The sequence below is a fragment of the Polaromonas sp. genome (assembly GCF_030682935.1).
In the GTDB taxonomy this organism is placed as follows: Bacteria; Pseudomonadota; Gammaproteobacteria; order Burkholderiales; family Burkholderiaceae_C; genus Polaromonas.
In genome coordinates this window covers 1-15,421 of sequence record NZ_JAUXNA010000381.1, presented here as the reverse complement: position 1 = coordinate 15,421, position 15,421 = coordinate 1, and the positions used below count along the sequence as shown (strand labels likewise).

At 61.9% G+C, this 15,421-nt stretch carries 20 protein-coding genes; 14 read left to right on the top strand and 6 right to left on the bottom strand.

Features of this window, described 5'->3' with window-relative positions; genetic code table 11:
• A partial coding sequence (locus Q8K05_RS17590; RefSeq protein WP_305247906.1) for a MoxR family ATPase occupies window positions 1-586 on the bottom strand: 586 nt, incomplete at its 3' end.
• Window positions 587-739: 153 nt separating this feature from the next.
• On the opposite strand from Q8K05_RS17590, the gene Q8K05_RS17585 reads away from it, so the two are divergent.
• On the top strand, window positions 740-1,405 hold the full coding sequence (locus Q8K05_RS17585) for a cytochrome c (protein ID WP_305247905.1): 666 nt from the start codon (window positions 740-742) through the stop codon (window positions 1,403-1,405).
• A 78-nt stretch (window positions 1,406-1,483) separates the two neighbouring features.
• Here the strand turns inward: Q8K05_RS17585 and Q8K05_RS17580 are convergent, their stop codons facing one another.
• Window positions 1,484-1,918 (bottom strand): DUF1841 family protein, encoded by a 435-nt coding sequence (locus Q8K05_RS17580; protein ID WP_305247904.1) that lies wholly within the window; start codon window positions 1,916-1,918, stop codon window positions 1,484-1,486.
• A gap of 188 nt (window positions 1,919-2,106) precedes the next feature.
• Here Q8K05_RS17580 and Q8K05_RS17575 point away from each other — a divergent pair, with 188 nt between their 5' ends.
• A complete protein-coding gene (locus Q8K05_RS17575; RefSeq protein ID WP_305247903.1) occupies window positions 2,107-2,328 on the top strand; it encodes a hypothetical protein in 222 nt (73 codons plus the stop codon).
• Between the two features lie 48 nt (window positions 2,329-2,376).
• Here the strand turns inward: Q8K05_RS17575 and Q8K05_RS17570 are convergent, their stop codons facing one another.
• Window positions 2,377-3,213, bottom strand: coding sequence for an IclR family transcriptional regulator (locus Q8K05_RS17570; RefSeq protein ID WP_305247902.1), 837 nt, complete (start codon window positions 3,211-3,213; stop codon window positions 2,377-2,379).
• Window positions 3,214-3,348: 135 nt separating this feature from the next.
• On the opposite strand from Q8K05_RS17570, the gene Q8K05_RS17565 reads away from it, so the two are divergent.
• The 5 genes from Q8K05_RS17565 to Q8K05_RS17545 all read left to right on the top strand — a co-directional run bounded on the left by Q8K05_RS17565 (window position 3,349) and on the right by Q8K05_RS17545 (window position 7,856).
• Entirely contained in the window at window positions 3,349-4,050 is a 702-nt protein-coding gene (locus Q8K05_RS17565) for a 3-oxoacid CoA-transferase subunit A (protein WP_305247901.1), read from the top strand.
• A 27-nt stretch (window positions 4,051-4,077) separates the two neighbouring features.
• Window positions 4,078-4,722 (top strand): 3-oxoacid CoA-transferase subunit B, encoded by a 645-nt coding sequence (locus Q8K05_RS17560; RefSeq protein WP_305247900.1) that lies wholly within the window; start codon window positions 4,078-4,080, stop codon window positions 4,720-4,722.
• Window positions 4,723-4,771: 49 nt separating this feature from the next.
• A complete protein-coding gene (pcaF, locus tag Q8K05_RS17555; protein ID WP_305247899.1) occupies window positions 4,772-5,980 on the top strand; it encodes a 3-oxoadipyl-CoA thiolase in 1,209 nt (402 codons plus the stop codon).
• Window positions 5,981-5,985: 5 nt separating this feature from the next.
• The gene (locus tag Q8K05_RS17550) at window positions 5,986-6,720 is read left to right on the top strand and encodes an SDR family NAD(P)-dependent oxidoreductase (protein ID WP_305247898.1); all 735 of its coding nucleotides are present in this window, start codon (window positions 5,986-5,988) and stop codon (window positions 6,718-6,720) included.
• A gap of 116 nt (window positions 6,721-6,836) precedes the next feature.
• The gene (locus Q8K05_RS17545; protein WP_305247897.1) at window positions 6,837-7,856 is read left to right on the top strand and encodes a tripartite tricarboxylate transporter substrate binding protein; all 1,020 of its coding nucleotides are present in this window, start codon (window positions 6,837-6,839) and stop codon (window positions 7,854-7,856) included.
• A gap of 37 nt (window positions 7,857-7,893) precedes the next feature.
• Here the strand turns inward: Q8K05_RS17545 and Q8K05_RS17540 are convergent, their stop codons facing one another.
• A complete protein-coding gene (locus tag Q8K05_RS17540; RefSeq protein ID WP_305247896.1) occupies window positions 7,894-8,532 on the bottom strand; it encodes a trimeric intracellular cation channel family protein in 639 nt (212 codons plus the stop codon).
• 141 nt (window positions 8,533-8,673) lie between these two features.
• Between Q8K05_RS17540 and Q8K05_RS17535 the strand changes: the two genes are divergently transcribed.
• From Q8K05_RS17535 to Q8K05_RS17525, 3 genes are all read left to right on the top strand, one after another.
• On the top strand, window positions 8,674-9,429 hold the full coding sequence (locus tag Q8K05_RS17535) for a sulfite exporter TauE/SafE family protein (RefSeq protein WP_305247895.1): 756 nt from the start codon (window positions 8,674-8,676) through the stop codon (window positions 9,427-9,429).
• Window positions 9,430-9,513: 84 nt separating this feature from the next.
• Entirely contained in the window at window positions 9,514-10,131 is a 618-nt protein-coding gene (locus Q8K05_RS17530) for a ParA family protein (RefSeq protein WP_305247894.1), read from the top strand.
• An 83-nt stretch (window positions 10,132-10,214) separates the two neighbouring features.
• Window positions 10,215-10,670, top strand: a complete 456-nt coding sequence (locus Q8K05_RS17525) for a MaoC family dehydratase (RefSeq protein WP_305247893.1) — start codon at window positions 10,215-10,217, stop codon at window positions 10,668-10,670.
• On the opposite strand, the gene trmL is transcribed toward Q8K05_RS17525, so the two are convergent.
• Window positions 10,661-11,134 (bottom strand): tRNA (uridine(34)/cytosine(34)/5-carboxymethylaminomethyluridine(34)-2'-O)-methyltransferase TrmL, encoded by a 474-nt coding sequence (trmL, locus tag Q8K05_RS17520; RefSeq protein ID WP_305247892.1) that lies wholly within the window; start codon window positions 11,132-11,134, stop codon window positions 10,661-10,663. The two genes, Q8K05_RS17525 and trmL, sit on opposite strands and share 10 nt — an antisense overlap.
• A 40-nt stretch (window positions 11,135-11,174) precedes the next feature.
• Window positions 11,175-11,951, bottom strand: coding sequence for a ComF family protein (locus Q8K05_RS17515; RefSeq protein ID WP_305247891.1), 777 nt, complete (start codon window positions 11,949-11,951; stop codon window positions 11,175-11,177).
• 48 nt (window positions 11,952-11,999) lie between these two features.
• Between Q8K05_RS17515 and Q8K05_RS17510 the strand changes: the two genes are divergently transcribed.
• The 4 genes from Q8K05_RS17510 to Q8K05_RS17495 all read left to right on the top strand — a co-directional run.
• Window positions 12,000-12,899 carry a biotin synthase gene (locus Q8K05_RS17510; RefSeq protein ID WP_305247890.1) on the top strand — a complete coding sequence of 300 codons (900 nt, stop codon included), beginning with the start codon at window positions 12,000-12,002 and terminating at the stop codon, window positions 12,897-12,899.
• 100 nt (window positions 12,900-12,999) lie between these two features.
• Window positions 13,000-13,584, top strand: coding sequence for a DUF2244 domain-containing protein (locus Q8K05_RS17505; protein ID WP_305247889.1), 585 nt, complete (start codon window positions 13,000-13,002; stop codon window positions 13,582-13,584).
• Between the two features lie 111 nt (window positions 13,585-13,695).
• Complete coding sequence (gene coxB, locus Q8K05_RS17500; RefSeq protein WP_305247888.1) at window positions 13,696-14,901, top strand: cytochrome c oxidase subunit II; 1,206 nt, start codon at window positions 13,696-13,698, stop codon at window positions 14,899-14,901.
• A gap of 93 nt (window positions 14,902-14,994) precedes the next feature.
• Window positions 14,995-15,421: cbb3-type cytochrome c oxidase subunit I (locus Q8K05_RS17495; RefSeq protein ID WP_305247887.1), on the top strand; the 427-nt coding region annotated here is incomplete at its 3' end.

Sequence of the window (15,421 nt, the reverse complement as noted above, 5' to 3'; positions counted from 1 at the left end):
GGGTCGGGAAATGCACGTCCACGATCCGCTTCATGGTGTCGGCGTCGGGGAACTTGATGTAGTGGAAAAAGCAGCGGCGCAAAAAGGCGTCGGGCAGTTCCTTTTCGTTGTTGGAGGTGATGAACACCAGTGGCCGGTGCTTGGCCCTGACCAGTTCACGGGTCTCATACACATAAAACTCCATGCGGTCGATTTCACGCAGCAAGTCGTTCGGAAACTCGATGTCGGCTTTGTCGATTTCGTCGATCAGCAAGGCGACCGGCTGGTCTGCCGTGAACGCCTGCCACAGCACACCCTTGACGATGTAGTTGTGAATGTCCTTGACCTTCTCGTCGCCCAGCTGTGAGTCGCGCAGGCGCGACACCGCGTCGTATTCATAAAGGCCTTGCTGGGCCTTGGTGGTGGACTTGATGTGCCACTGCAGCAGCGGAAGATTCAGGGCCTGCGCCACTTCCTCGGCCAGCATGGTTTTACCCGTGCCGGGCTCGCCTTTGACCAGCAGCGGCCTTTTCAAAGCGGCTGCGGCATTGACGGCCAGCATCAGATCCGGGGTGGCGACGTAGTTTTCTGAGCCTTGGAATTTCATGGTCTTGAAAATGTGAGATGTGGAAAATAAAATGCGAAGCCCTTGAACCGGCCTTTGCGGGGGTTTGCCGCATTCGGTGCGTGGCCCCGGCGGGCACGGATATAATCCGGCGCTGACCCATACGTTGACATTTCACCTGATTGTGCGCGCAAAATGAATAAGCTGTTCACCACGATATTCGCTGTAGTTGTCTCCTGCGTGACGGCTTCCAGCCTTGCCCAAGAGATCAAAGGCGATGCCAAAGCTGGCGAAACCAAGAACGCCATGTGCATTGGTTGCCATGGCATCACGGGTTACCAGTCCTCTTTTCCCGAGGTGTACAAGGTGCCCATGATTTCGGGTCAGGGCGCCCCGTACATCGCGTCCGCGCTCCACGCGTACAAAAAAGGCGAACGCAAGCATCCTTCCATGCGCGGCATTGCAGCCACGCTGTCAGACCAGGATATCGCTGATCTTGCGGCCTACTACAGTGGTCATGGCGTGGTTGCTGGTGCAGCGCTGCCTGCCGCGCCCGCCAAAATGCCCAGCGCCGCGGTGCAGGCTTTGCTTAACAAGGCCAATTGCGCTTCCTGCCACGGCGCCAATTTCAACCAGCCGATTGACCCCAGCTACCCCAAGCTGGCAGGGCAGCATGCGGACTTCCTGTTTGTGGCGCTCAAGGCCTACAAGGCAGAAAACAATCCGATGGTCGGGCGCGGCAACGCCATCATGGGCAGCATGGTCAAGCTGTACACCAATGCCGAACTCAAGTTGATGGCCAATTACCTGTCGTCCATCGACGGTGAACTCAAGGTGGTTCCGCAGCGCAGCTTCCGCTGAAGCGGGAACAAGCCCCACAAAAAAAGCCGCTGACACAGCGGCTTTTTTATTGGGCCAGGATCGAGTTTGTATCTGGATTCAGTCCCGGGTCGCATGGCGCTGCACACACTCCATGTAAGCCGCGCCGTCGGGTGGACGGCCGGCGCGCTGGCTTTCCCAGACCATCTGCCCCAGGCAGTCCATGGCCTCGTGGTGCGCGTCATGCAGGGAGTTTCGCTTGGCGGTCAACAACTCCACGGCCTGGCGAATGCCGCGGGGCTGGTCGATGGAGCACTGCTCGCTGATCGACAGGTGCATGGACAGGTGCAGGAACGGGTTGGTTTTTCCGGCTTCCACGTCGTACATCTTTTCAAGCGCAGCCTCTGCGTCGGCAAAATCCGCGTGGTATTCAGGGTGTTCCTCCAGCCACTGGCTTGCTATTGTTTCTATAGCTTCCATCGGTTGACCGGAGCGGGCTTTGGCATAAACCGAGCAAAAAAATCGGCGGACGTCGGCTTGTGAAGGTGTGAACATGCGCAAAGCGTATCACGCAGACCGTGCCCGCAGCCGGCGTGGCGATTTGTGCCCGGCGCTTTTTCAATACAACGCGCCGGTCGCGTCCTACAGACAGTATCCGCGCACCCCTTTACATTACGGGTCAAGGTGGCGCAGTTCCGGGGCGTGGCCACCCAACGACCCACAAGCCCGGCGAGGAGATTTAAATGAATGCAACACGTATCGTCGGTATTATTCTGATCGTTGGCGGCCTGGCCGGCTTTTTTACCGGTGGCTTCAGTTTTACCAAAGACACCACCTCCGCCAAAATTGGCCCCCTTGAGTTGACGGTGCAAGAAAAACAAGCCGTGAACATTCCCCAGTGGCTGAGCCTGGGTGCCTTGGCCCTGGGCGCGATCGTGCTGGTGATGGGCTCGCGTAAATCCTGAACTTTTCCTCTCTTGATCCGGCCAGATGCCTGAGCTCTTCACGGCGTTTCAGTTTCGCTGCAGGCTCAACCTTCGGGAGATGGTTTGCGCCGCTTCAAGCAACTGCGGCAGCATCGTCTCCTGCATGATCCTGGCACTGCTGCGGTTGGCCTGGCCGCTGACGTTGAGCGCTGCGACCGTATGGCCAGCGCGGTCGGTAATCGGTGCCGCCATCGACACCAGGCCCTCTTCAAGTTCCTGATTGACCAGTGACCAGCCCTGCTTGCGCACCTGCGCAATTTTGGCGGCCAGCTCGTTCACGTCGGTCACCGTGTAGCGGGTGCGAGCAGTGCGGTCTGACGCCTGCAGCACCTGCATCATCTCTTCAATCGGCAAGGCCGACAGCAACATGCGGCCCATTGAGGTGCAATAAGCAGGCAGCCGCGAACCGACGCCCAGGCTGATGCTCATGATCTTGTGCGTGGGCACGCGCAGCACATACACAATGTCGGTGCCGTCCAGCACGGCTGCCGAGCACGACTCCTTGACCTGCTCCACCAGCGCCTCCATCACCGGCTCCGCGAGGTTCCAGATCGGCATGGAAGACAGGTAGGCAAAACCCAGATCAAGTATGCGCGGCGTCAGGCGAAACAGCTTGCCGTCACTCTCCACATAGCCCAGCGTCTGCAGCGTCAGCAGGATGCGCCGTGCACCCGCCCGCGTGAGCCCGGTGCGCCCGGCCACTTCAGTGAGCGTTTGACGGGGCGACTGGGCGCTGAACGAACGAATGACTTCCAGCCCGCGCGCAAAAGACTGCACATAGCTGTCGCCGGGAGCGGGCGAAGTGCGTTCCAGTGCGGGCGAGGCGGAAATTTTAGGGGGGGCTTGGGTGCGGGTGGTTGCCATGATCGGGTAAATCTCCTAAAATTCATTATACGAACTTTTGTTCTAATTGCGAACAAATAAAACCGCTGTCTGGTGGTTCGGTTCCTGCCGGATTTCACGGACGCGCCAGATTTACTGCCCGCTGGAGACGCCTGAATGATCAACAAGATTGCCCTGTCCGTGGCCGATGCCCTGGCCGATGTCAAAGACGGCTCCACCATATTGATAGGGGGATTCGGCACCGCCGGCAATCCCACGGAACTGATTGACGGCCTGATCGCGCAGGGCGCCAGGGACCTGACCGTCGTCAACAACAACGCCGGCAATGCCGAGGCCGGGCTGGCGGCCTTGCTCAAGGCCGGGCGCGTGCGCAAGATCATCTGCAGCTTTCCCCGTCAGGCCGACAGCCAGGTGTTTGATGGCTTGTACCGCAGCGGCAAGCTGGAATTGGAGCTGGTGCCGCAAGGCAATCTGGCCGAGCGCATCCGTGCCGCCGGTGCCGGCATTGGCGCCTTTTTTTGCCCCACGGCTTATGGCACAGACTTGGCCAAAGGCAAGGAAACGCGCGAGATCAATGGCCGGCATTACGTGCTCGAATACCCTATTTATGGCGACGTGGCCCTTGTCAAGGCCGAGCGCGGCGACCGCTGGGGCAACCTGACCTACCGCATGTCGGCACGCAATTTCGGGCCGGTCATGGCCACGGCTGCCAAGCACACGGTAGCGACTGTGCATGAGATCGTGGAACTGGGCGCGCTTGACCCCGAGAGCATCGTGACGCCGGGCATCCATGTCAGCCAGCTGGTGCGAATCGAGCGCGTCGCCACCCAGGCCGGCGGCATCAAAGTCAGCGTCTGATTGCCTTCAGGCCAATAAGGAACAAGCATGAATAGCTATCAAAAACGGAGCAAGGAAGAATTAGCCAGGCGTGTGGCGCAGGACATTCATGACGGCGCTTATGTGAACCTGGGCATCGGCATGCCGACGCTGGTCGCCAACCATATTCCGGCCGGACGCGAGGTCATCCTCCAAAGTGAAAACGGCATTCTCGGCATGGGGCCGGCACCCGCTGCGGGCGAGGAAGACTACGACCTCATCAACGCCGGCAAGCAGCCCATCACCCTGCTGCCGGGCGGCGCTTATTTTCACCATGCCGACAGCTTTGCCATGATGCGCGGCGGCCATCTTGACATCTGCGTGCTGGGTGCGTTTCAGGTATCAGGCACCGGCGACCTGGCCAACTGGAGCACGGGTGAGCCCGGTGCGATTCCGGCTGTGGGCGGCGCGATGGACCTGGCCATCGGCGCCAAGCAAACCTGGGTCATGATGGATTTGCTGACCAAAAAGGGCGAGAGCAAGGTGGTGGCGCAGTGCACTTATCCGCTGACCGGCATCGCCTGCGTCAGGCGCATTTACTCCGACCTGGCAACGCTTGAGTGCACGCCGCAGGGTTTGACGCTCATCGACAAGGTCGATGGGCTGGCGCATGCCGAACTCGAAAAACTGGTCGGCCTGCCCATCGCCGCCTGAGCTGGAACACCTTTTTCACCGTATTGACCATTCCTGAAGAAACAAGCCAATGACTATCCACCAAGCCTTTATCTGCGACGCCATCCGCACCCCTTTCGGCCGCTACGGCGGCGCCCTGAGCAGCGTGCGTACCGATGACCTGGGCGCGATTCCGCTCAAGGCCCTGATGGCGCGCAACCCGAACGTGGACTGGGCCGCCATCACCGACGTGATTTACGGCTGCGCCAACCAGGCCGGCGAAGACAACCGCAATGTGGCGCGCATGGCCAGCCTGCTGGCCGGGTTGCCGATTGAAGTGCCGGGCGCGACCATCAACCGCCTGTGCGGCTCTGGCCTGGACGCACTGGGCACGGCGGCACGCGCCATCAAGTCCGGCGAAGCCACCTTGATGATTGCCGGCGGCGTCGAGAGCATGAGCCGCGCCCCGTTTGTCATGCCCAAGGCCGAAAGCGCTTTTTCCCGCGCCAATGCGGTGTACGACACCACCATCGGCTGGCGCTTCATCAACAAGCTGATGAAGGAAAAGTATGGCGTCGATGCCATGCCCGAAACCGCCGAGAACGTCGCCACCGACTACCACATCAGCCGCGAAGACCAGGACAAGATGGCGCTGGCCAGCCAGCTCAAAGCCGTGGCCGCGCAAAAGGCCGGCTATTTTGACGCCGAGATCACGCCGGTCACGATTGCCCAGAAAAAGGGCGACGCGATCGTGGTCGGCAAGGACGAGCATCCGCGCGAAACCTCCATGGAGGCGCTGGCCAGGCTCAAGCCCATCGTGCGCCCCGACGGCACCGTGACGGCCGGCAACGCCAGCGGCGTGAACGACGGCGCCTGCGCGCTGCTGCTGGCCGATGAAGCCACCGCCGCAAAAAACGGCCTGACGCCGCGTGCCCGCATCGTCGGCATGGCGACGGCCGGCGTGGCGCCGCGCATCATGGGCATCGGCCCGGCACCGGCGACGCAAAAGGTGCTGGCCCTGACCGGCCTCACCATCGACCAGATGGACGTGATTGAACTCAACGAAGCCTTTGCAGCGCAGGGGCTGGCCGTGCTGCGCCTGCTCGGTGTGCGTGACGATGACCCGCGCGTCAATGCCTGGGGCGGCGCGATTGCGCTGGGCCATCCGTTGGGTGCCAGCGGCGCACGCCTGGCCACCACGGCGGTCAACCAGCTGCACCAGAACGGTGGCCGCTATGCGCTGTGCACCATGTGCATCGGCGTGGGGCAGGGCATTGCGGTGATCCTGGAACGGGTTTGAACGCGATGACGGCACGCTTGAATGAAACCACCGTTGTCACCGGCGCCAGTTCCGGCATTGGCCGCGCCATTGCCGAAGCGCTGCTGGCGCAAGGCAGGAACGTGGTCAATCTTGACTACCTGTTGCCGGACTGGCGCCATCCGCAGCTCGTGTCTTACCAGGCCGACCTGACCCAGGAAGCGCCAACGCGTGAGCGCGCCGCCGAGATCGCAGCCGGGCACAACGTCACCGCGCTGGTCAACAATGCCGGTGCGACCCGCCCCGGCACCATCGACACCGCCACGACGGTTTCGCTGGACGATGTGGTCGGCCTGCATCTGCGCGCCGTCATGCTGTTGACGCAGGCCTTCTTGCCCACTTTGCGCGCCTGTGGCCAGGGCCGCATCGTCAACATGTCCTCGCGCGCCGCATTGGGCAAGGTGGACCGCATTGTGTATTCGGCCACCAAGGCCGGGATGATCGGCATGACGCGCACGCTGGCCATGGAGTTGGGGCGCGACGGCATCACCGTGAATGCGATTGGCCCCGGGCCGATTGCCACCGAACTGTTCCGCAAGAGCAACCCCGAGGGCGCGCCGCAGACGCAGCGCATCCTGGACAGCATTGCAGTCGGCCGCATGGGCACGGCCGACGACGTGGCGCGGGCCGCCATGTTCTTTCTGTCGCCCGACAACGGCTTTGTCACCGGACAGGTGCTGTACGTCTGCGGCGGCACCACACTGGGAACCGCACCCATCTGATTTTTTTTGCCTTCAAGGCTTCCACCGCCGGCCATGTCTGCACGGGTCCACAAGGCCTGTTGCGGCTTTTTCCGGTTTTCGGCTTCCTGCCACCCCTTCTCATCAAGGACTTTGTCATGTCTCATTCATCTGATTTCACCCACGCATCACGCCGTCGCTTCAGCCTCGGCGCGCTGGCCTCTGCCGGCCTTTTGGGCGCTGGCCTGCTGGCTAGCGTGCCCGCGGCGGCCCAAGCGGCCTACCCGAGCAAGACCATCACCATCGTCGTACCCTTCGCTGCCGGTGGCACCACTGACATCCTCGCGCGCATCCTTGGCCAGGCGCTGACGGCCGAGCTGGGCCAGACCGTCATTGTTGACAACCGCGCCGGCGCCGGCGGCAACATCGGCGGCCAGGCCGCATCCCGGGCGGCCGCTGACGGTTACACGCTGTTCATGGGAACGGTCGGCACGCATGCCATCAATGCGGCACTCTACAAAAAGATGCCTTTTGATCCGATCAAGGACTTTGCACCGCTGACGCGCGTGGCCAATGTGCCCAACCTGCTGGTCGCCAACCCGGCGCAGCCTTTCAAGACCGTCAAGGAACTGATCGCCTATGCCAAGGCTAATCCGGGCCAGCTGAACTTCGCATCGTCAGGCAATGGCAGCTCGATCCACCTGTCGGGCGAGCTGTTCAAGTCCATGGCCAAGGTTGACATGCAGCATGTGCCTTACAAGGGCAGCGCGCCGGCGGTGACTGACTTGCTGGGCAACCAGGTCGCCATCATGTTCGACAACATGCCTTCCGCCATCCAGCATGTGCGTTCGGGCAAGCTGCGCGCCATGGCCGTGACCACTGACAAGCGTTCGCCCGAACTGCCTGACGTGCCGACCATCGCCGAAGCCGGCGTGCCCGGCTACGAAGCGACCTCATGGTTTGGCATGTTTGCGCCGGCTGCCACGCCGCCGGCCGTGATCACCCGGCTCAACACCGCCATCGTCAAGGTGCTGGCCAAGCCCGAGATCAAAAAGCAGATCAGTGACCAGGGCGCCGAGGTGTATACAGAAACTCCGCAACAGTTTGCCGCCTTCATCCAGAAAGAATCTGCCAAGTGGAGCAAGGTGGTGAAGGACTCGGGCGCCAGCATGGATTGATTGGACTGATGGCGGACCGGCCTGCGGGCTGGTTGCCTCAAACCCGCCAGGCCGGCAGTTCCCAGTTGCGCCACAGCGCCACGATGCGCAGGCCGGCAGTGACAACGATGCAGGCCACCAGCGCCATCCAGCCCGGGGCGTCAAGCAGCCAAAGCCCTGCGTAAACCCAGCCGCCAGCGAATGCACACACGGCATAGGGCCGGTGGTCACGGAATGCGGTGGGCACTTCATTGCAGACCATGTCGCGCAGCACACCGCCAAACACGCCGGTCGTCACGCCCATCAGGACGGCGACCAGCATCGGCATCTGGTCCATCAGCGCCAGGTGAACACCGGTGGCGGTAAAAAGGCCCAGTCCCAGCGCATCCGGCCACTGAATCGCCTTTTCGGTCACCTCAAAATGCTGCTGGCGCAGAAACAGCATCGCCAGCACGCACAGCGCCATCACGGCCCACAGCAGTTCGACATGCTGGACCCAGAAAAAAGGCCGCCGGTCCAGCAGCAGGTCGCGCAGCGTGCCGCCGCCGAATGCCGTCAGAAAGGACACCACGCAAACGCCGACGGCGTCCAGGCGTTTGCGCGCAGCTTCGAGCAGGCCCGACAGGGCAAATGCGGCAGTGCCCGTCAGTTCGACCAGCAGCCGCAGCGTTTCTCCCCAGGATTCCATATCAGACATGCGCCAATTGTCGCCGCCCCGTACCGCATCACTTTGTTTTCGCGTGCTCGCCAGCGCTGGCATTCCGGCGGGTAACATGGCGCACCTTATTGCCTCCCGCCCCGCGTACCCATGCCATGCGGGCCAGAAAGACCTGCCGCCGTGGACTTCCCGCTGATCACTGATCCTTTCTTTTACGCCGTGGCAATTCCTGCCGTGCTGATGCTGGGCATCAGCAAAAGCGGCTTTGGCGCGGGCTTTGGCTCGCTCGCGGTGCCGGTGATTGCGCTGTCGGTCACGGTGCCGCAGGCCGCCGCTATTTTGATGCCCTTGTTGCTGATCATGGACTTGCTGGGGGTGGCAGCCTATCGCAAGAACTTCGATGTGAAGTTCCTGAAGTTTCTGCTGCCTTTCGGCCTGCTCGGCACGGTGGTCGGTGCGCTCCTGTTCAAGCTGCTGGACGCCCGGGTGGTGGCCGGCATTGTCGGCGGTTTTACCCTGCTGTTTTTGGCGCAGCGCCTGCTGTTCCCGCCCCGGGCTGACAGCCCGCCACCACCGAAATGGCTGGGCGCGGTGTTGACGGTGACCTCGGGCTTCACGAGCTTTGTGGCCCACGCGGGCGGCCCGCCGCTGAGCGCCTACGTCATTCCGCTGCGCCTGAGCCCGATCCGGTTCACCGCCAACATGGCGGTTTTCTTTTTTGTGATCAACCTGTCCAAGTGGCTTCCCTACGCCTGGCTGGGGCTGCTGGACATGCGCAACATGGCGACTTCGCTGGTGCTGCTGCCGCTGGCGCCGTTGGGCGTCTGGATCGGTGTGCGGCTGGCCCGGCGCATCAGTCCGGTCTGGTTTTACCGCATGCTCTATGTCGGCATGCTCCTCACGGGCATCAAGCTGCTGTGGGACAGTGTTCGCTGACGGCGCCTTGACTTGTCCGGCAATTTCCAGGCCGTTACGATAGCGCCATAGCAACATGACGCTGAAGCAGCAGAGGATATTTTTATGACCGTGGTTGTGATCGCCAATCCAAAGGGGGGCGTCGGCAAATCGACGCTCGCCACCAATGTGGCCGGCTACTTTTCCAGCCAGGGCCATGCGGTGCTGCTGGGGGATGCTGACCCGCAGCAGTCTTCCCGCTTGTGGCTGGGTTTGCGCCCGCCCACCGAGCGGCCGATTGCAGCCTGGGAGGTAGACGCCGACCTGCTGGCCAAGCCGCCCAAAGGCACGACGCACGGGGTGCTGGACACGCCGGCCGGTCTGCACGGCCGGCGCCTCAGCGATGTGCTCAAGTTTGCCGACAAGGTGATCGTGCCGCTGCAGCCCAGCGTGTTCGACATTTTTGCCGCCCGCGCGTTTCTGGATGCGCTGGCCAGGCACCGACGTGCCGGCAGGATTCAGGTGGGCATTGTCGGCATGCGCGTGGATGCGCGCACGATCGCTGCCGACAATTTGCGTGAATTCGTCGAAAGCCTGGGCCTGCCCGTGCTGGGGTATGTGCGCGACACGCAAAACTACATCCACCTGGCGGCGGGCGGACTGACGCTGTTTGATGTGGCGCCGGCCCGGGTTGAAAAGGACCTGGCGCAGTGGCAGGGCATCTGCAGGTGGCTGGACCAGTAACGCAGGACTGTGCGTGAGCCCGCTTGTCGCGGACTCGACAGTCCCCGTCCCGCCAGCGCCGGGCATGCCGCTAAAGTCAAGCCATGAAGACCTTTCAAACCCTGTCCGAACTGGCGGCCTGCACCGGCCAGGAGGTCGCTGTCAGCGACTGGATCACCATCACGCAGCAGCAGGTGAACCTGTTTGCCGACGCCACGGGCGACCACCAGTGGATTCATGTGGACCCGGAAAAAGCCCGCGCCGGACCGTTTGGCGGGCCGATTGCCCACGGTTTTCTGACACTGTCGCTGCTGCCCCGGTTTTTTGAATCCTCGTTTGAGATCACCGGCTCGCGCATGGGCGTGAATTACGGCTTGAACAAGGTGCGCTTCACGGCGCCCGTTCCCGTGGGCAGCCGACTGCGCGCCCGCATGAAGCTGCTGGCGGCCGAGCCGATTGAGCATGGCGGCAGCCAGATGATCTGGCAAGTGACGGTGGAGTGTGAAGGCTCGGCCAAGCCGGTCTGCATCGCGGAGTCGATCGTACGGCGTTATCCCTGAGCCCCGCCAAAGCGGTTCTGCCGCCAGGCCTCAAACACGGTAACCGCCACCGTATTGGACAGGTTCAGGCTGCGCTGACCGGGCTGCATGGGCACCTTGAGGCGCTGGGCCGGCGCAAAGAACGCCCGCACTTCAGCCGACAAGCCCTTGGTTTCGGAGCCGAACACCAGCCAGTCGCCGGGCAAAAATTGCATGTCGTACATGTTGCTGGCGCCTTGGGTCGTCATGGCAAACAGCCGATCGGCCGGCGGCTGCTGGCTGTCGAGCAGCGCTTGCCAGCTGGCGTGGCGCAGTACCTGGGCGTATTCGTGGTAGTCGAGGCCGGCGCGCCGCATGTGCTTGTCGTCCATCGAAAAGCCGAGCGGCTCCACCAGGTGCAGGCGGCATCCGGTGTTGGCCGCCAGGCGAATCACATTGCCGGTGTTGGGCGGAATTTCAGGCTCGACGAGAACAATATTGAACATGGGGGGGCGGCTGGGGTCAGCGTGGTTGCAGCCGGCGATTTTAGGCGGGTGCGGTACGCGCCAGCACGACACCGGTAATATGCGCGGCGCCAGCGTCCCGCAGGGCCTGCGCCGCCGTGAACAGCGAGGCGCCGCTGGTCATCACGTCATCGACCAGCAGCACGCGCCGCCCCTGCAGCTCGGTAACGCGCAGCGGGTCGACCTGGAAGACACCCTTGACGTTGGCCAGCCGGGCCTCGCGCTTGAGCTGGCTTTGCGGACGGGTGTGTTTGACGCGCAGCAGCAACCGGGCATCGGCCCGGGCAGCGGTCTGGCTTTGCCGGGCCAGCGCACTGGCCAGCGCCCAGGCCTGGTTGAAACCGCGCGTCTGCAGGCGCTCCGCCGACAGCGGCACGGGCACCACCCAGTCTTGCGCGCCCAGGCTGTCAAACACCTGCGGCACGCCGGGCGTTTTGAGTAGCAAGGCGGCGAAAAAACCGGCCCAGCCGTGCTGCTCGCCAAATTTGTAGCGGGTAATCAGCGTGGACCACGGGTAGGCGTAAGGCACGGCGGCCAGCGTGCGGTCCAGCGGCGGCGGCTGGCGCACGCAGGTGGCGCACAGGCCGGGGCCGGACCGCAGGCCCAGGGAAAGATCGGCGGGAAAAGCCAGCGCGCAACTGGCACAGCGATGCTGCCAGGGTGCAAAGCGCGCCTCGCAGGGCAGGCACACCTGGCGCGCAGGCCAGCTGCGGCAGACGGCGCACTGGCTGGCCACGTCGGGCAGCCGGTGCAGCAATAAACCGGGAATAAAACCAGGGGTAAGCAGACGGGTAAACACCGTGTCAATATACTCGCGTACTTTTTCCTTAATCGTGACAGCCCCTTCATGACCTCCCCCCAGCGCCCGCCCACGCTCGATCCGCTCGCCGTCAGCCGTTGGCAGCGCACGGCCCCCCTGGCCTCGCCATGGCTCCATGAGGAAGTGGCGAGCCGCATGCTGGACCGCTTGCAGTGGATCAAGCTCCAGCCGCAGGCGTGGGCGCATTGGGGTGCCGTGCGTGGCGGTCTGCAGGCGCATGAAAAATTGACCGGTTTGTATCAAAATTCAGCATGTTTTGTGGCTGAAGCCCATGCAGAACGGGCGCAAGCAGCTATTAAAAGCATAGTGAAGCCGTGGTGGAACCTCCGGCCGTGGAGGGCGGTGCCGACACGCTTTGAGGCGCCCCCCGCGGCCGGTGTCGACATGCTGTGGGCCAACATGGCCCTGCACGAATCAGCCGACCCCCAGGCCCTGCTGGCCGCGTGGCACAAGGCGCTGCGGGTCGATGGTTTTTTGATGTTTTCATGTTTGGGCCCCGATACCGCCCGGGAATTGCGCGCGGTCTATGCGCAACTGGGCTGGCCCCCAGCCGGGCATGAGCTGACCGACATGCACGACTGGGGCGACATGCTGGTGCAGACCGGTTTTGCCGAACCGGTGATGGACATGGAGCGCATCACGCTGACCTACGAGACGCCTGCCCGTCTGTTGCAGGAGCTGGCCGAGTTGGGCAGAAATTTTCATCCGGCGCGTTTTCCGGCGCTGCGCGGCCGTCAGTGGAAGGCGCGGCTGGAGCGCGCCCTGGCTGAGCATCTGACGGGTCACGATGGTCGTCTGTCACTCACCTATGAAGTGATTTACGGCCACGCGCTCAAGGCTCCGCCCAAAATCAAGGTGAGCGCGCTCAGCGCGGTGTCGGTGGCGGACATGCGCAGCATGCTGCAGGGGCAGCGACCGCCAGCCTGAATTTGCAGCGTGGAACGGGGTCTTTGGGCGGCTCGGGTGCTTCTGTATGGGGGTGGGGTTTGGGTGTTTCCCCGGGGGGTGTGCAGCGCCGAAAAAAGCTATGATGCAACCGTTTTCTGGGTATATTCCCTCGCCTCCTGCGGTCAATGCCCAGCCTTGCGCGCAGTTTATTGATGCTTGCCACGTGCTGCAATCGCCACGAGACTTTCGTTTTGCCACCTTGTCCACGCAGGGCGCTCATCGCCCGAACGAGGTGCTGTGGCTTTTTAAGCGCCCCTGTTCACTGACACCCGCCCAACTGGCTTGGACTTATGTGTCGCTGTGTGTGGTGTCGCTGGCTATTGCAGGCTTTTTCTGGTCGCAGGGCGCGACCCTGGTCATGCCTTTTGCGGGGGTTGAATTGCTGGCGGTGGGCATCGCTTTTTTAGCGTACGCGCGTCATGCGGGAGACGCTGAAAAAATTATTCTGCAGAGCGGGCAGTTGGTCGTTGAGCAGGAAATGGCTGGCCGCACGCTGCGGGCAGAATTCAACCGTGAGTGGGTTCGCGTAGAACCCCGGGATGGAGATGGTTCGCTGATTGAGGTGTCTGGCCAGGGTCGGTCGGTACGGGTGGGGCGGCATGTGCGGCCGGAATTGCGGCCAGCGCTGGCCCGCGAGATCCGTTCCGCGCTGCTATCCTCCTGAAAAAAAGCGCAATAATTTTGTTTCATTTCAAGTAGTGGCGGGTTGATCTGCCGCAAACTTTATAATGTCTAGTTAATTCAGTCGGTAATTGAAGCAGAAAAAGTGATCACGATGAACTTAAGCAATCCCCTGAGCAAAATGACACGGCTTGGCATGCAGCATGCAGGCGCAATTGTGGTATCTGCGGCCGCCTGGGTCAGCACCGCCGCTTACGCCGCTGTGAATGACTTACCCGGTGGACCGGCCGTCAACCAGCTCAACCTGCATCCTGCCGTGACCAAGATCGCCGAGGAGCAGATCTGGCTGCATTGGTTCGTGATGGCCATTTGTCTCGTGATTTTTCTGGCGGTGTTCGGGGTGATGTTTTATTCCATCCTCAAGCACCGCAAATCGGTGGGCCACAAGTCCGCCAATTTCCATGAGTCCACGGCCGTTGAAATCGCCTGGACCATCGTGCCTTTCCTGATCGTCATTGGCATGGCGCTGCCAGCCACAAAGCTGGTGATTGCCATGAAGGACACCACCAGCGCAGACCTCACGGTCAAAGTCACCGGCATCCAGTGGAAATGGGGTTATGACTACATCAAAGGCGAGGGCGAAGGGATTGGTTTTGTATCCACGCTGGACAGCGCCCACCGCGCATTGTCCGATGCCGGCGGTCCCAAAACAGGCGAACCGGTCGATGATTACCTGCTCAAGGTCGACAATCCGCTGGTTGTGCCGGTCAATAAAAAGATCCGCATCATCACCACGGCCAATGACGTGATCCATTCCTTTGCCGTGCCGGCCTTCGGAATCCACCAGGATGCGATTCCCGGCTTTGTGCGCGACACCTGGTTCCGGGCTGAGGAAGTGGGTGACTTCTATGGCCAGTGTGCCAAGATTTGCGGAAAAGAGCATTCTTATATGCCCGTCCATGTGAAGGTGGTTTCCGCAGAAGATTACACCGCATGGGTGGCCGCCAAGAACAAGGAGGCTGCTGCCAAGGCAGATGATCCAGCCAAGGTCTGGACGCTGGTTGACCTCAAGGCACGCGGCGAAAAAGTTTATGCCGCCAACTGCGTCGCCTGCCACCAGGCCGATGGCAAGGGCGCGGGCCCCATCAAGCCACTGGACGGCTCAGCCATTGTGCTGAACGCAGACCACAATGCGCCGATTCAGGTTTTGCTCAACGGTGCGGCTGCTGGCGCGATGCCAGCCTGGAAAACCCTGAGCGACACCGAACTTGCCGCAGTGATTACATACAGCAAAAACAACTGGTCCAACCAGACGGGTCAGATTGTTCAGCCGGCCGATGTATTGGCTGCGCGAAAATAAGCCAGTGCACGCTGCCAATTGATTGAACGTCGGCAACACCGACGTCAGCCGCAATAATAAAGTTACAGGCACAAGCCACCAAAGGAAGCCAAGATGAGTGCAGTTCTAGATCCTCACGATCACGTGCATGATGACCACGACCACCATGCCCCGACGGGCTGGCGTCGCTGGGTTTTTGCCACCAACCACAAAGACATTGGCACGCTGTACCTGTTGTTCAGCTTTTTCATGCTGATGTTTGGTGGCGTGTTGGCGCTGCTGCTGCGCGTCGAGTTGTTTCAGCCCGGCCTGCAACTTGTCAATCCCGAGCTGTTCAACCAGCTCACCTCCATGCACGGTCTGATCATGGTGTTCGGCGCCATCATGCCGGCCTTCGTGGGATTCGCGAACTGGATGATTCCCCTGCAGATCGGCGCATCCGACATGGCCTTTGCGCGCATGAACAACTTCAGCTTCTGGCTGATGATTCCTGCAGCCGTGTTGCTGGGCACTTCGTTTTTGCTGCCCGGCGGCGCACCCG

Bases quoted from the DNA above. Each gene is read 5' to 3' on its own strand.
- Q8K05_RS17545 (WP_305247897.1), top strand. From the start codon at position 6,837: ATGTCTCATTCATCTGATTTCACCCACGCATCACGCCGTCGCTTCAGC.
- Q8K05_RS17505 (WP_305247889.1), top strand. From the start codon at position 13,000: ATGATGCAACCGTTTTCTGGGTATATTCCCTCGCCTCCTGCGGTCAAT.
- Q8K05_RS17575 (WP_305247903.1), top strand. From the start codon at position 2,107: ATGAATGCAACACGTATCGTCGGTATTATTCTGATCGTTGGCGGCCTG.
- coxB (WP_305247888.1), top strand. From the start codon at position 13,696: ATGAACTTAAGCAATCCCCTGAGCAAAATGACACGGCTTGGCATGCAG.
- Q8K05_RS17530 (WP_305247894.1), top strand. From the start codon at position 9,514: ATGACCGTGGTTGTGATCGCCAATCCAAAGGGGGGCGTCGGCAAATCG.
- Q8K05_RS17580 (WP_305247904.1), bottom strand. From the start codon at position 1,918: ATGTTCACACCTTCACAAGCCGACGTCCGCCGATTTTTTTGCTCGGTT.
- Q8K05_RS17550 (WP_305247898.1), top strand. From the start codon at position 5,986: ATGACGGCACGCTTGAATGAAACCACCGTTGTCACCGGCGCCAGTTCC.
- trmL (WP_305247892.1), bottom strand. From the start codon at position 11,134: ATGTTCAATATTGTTCTCGTCGAGCCTGAAATTCCGCCCAACACCGGC.
- Q8K05_RS17585 (WP_305247905.1), top strand. From the start codon at position 740: ATGAATAAGCTGTTCACCACGATATTCGCTGTAGTTGTCTCCTGCGTG.
- Q8K05_RS17570 (WP_305247902.1), bottom strand. From the start codon at position 3,213: ATGGCAACCACCCGCACCCAAGCCCCCCCTAAAATTTCCGCCTCGCCC.
- Q8K05_RS17540 (WP_305247896.1), bottom strand. From the start codon at position 8,532: ATGTCTGATATGGAATCCTGGGGAGAAACGCTGCGGCTGCTGGTCGAA.
- Q8K05_RS17510 (WP_305247890.1), top strand. From the start codon at position 12,000: ATGACCTCCCCCCAGCGCCCGCCCACGCTCGATCCGCTCGCCGTCAGC.
- Q8K05_RS17565 (WP_305247901.1), top strand. From the start codon at position 3,349: ATGATCAACAAGATTGCCCTGTCCGTGGCCGATGCCCTGGCCGATGTC.
- pcaF (WP_305247899.1), top strand. From the start codon at position 4,772: ATGACTATCCACCAAGCCTTTATCTGCGACGCCATCCGCACCCCTTTC.
- Q8K05_RS17560 (WP_305247900.1), top strand. From the start codon at position 4,078: ATGAATAGCTATCAAAAACGGAGCAAGGAAGAATTAGCCAGGCGTGTG.
- Q8K05_RS17525 (WP_305247893.1), top strand. From the start codon at position 10,215: ATGAAGACCTTTCAAACCCTGTCCGAACTGGCGGCCTGCACCGGCCAG.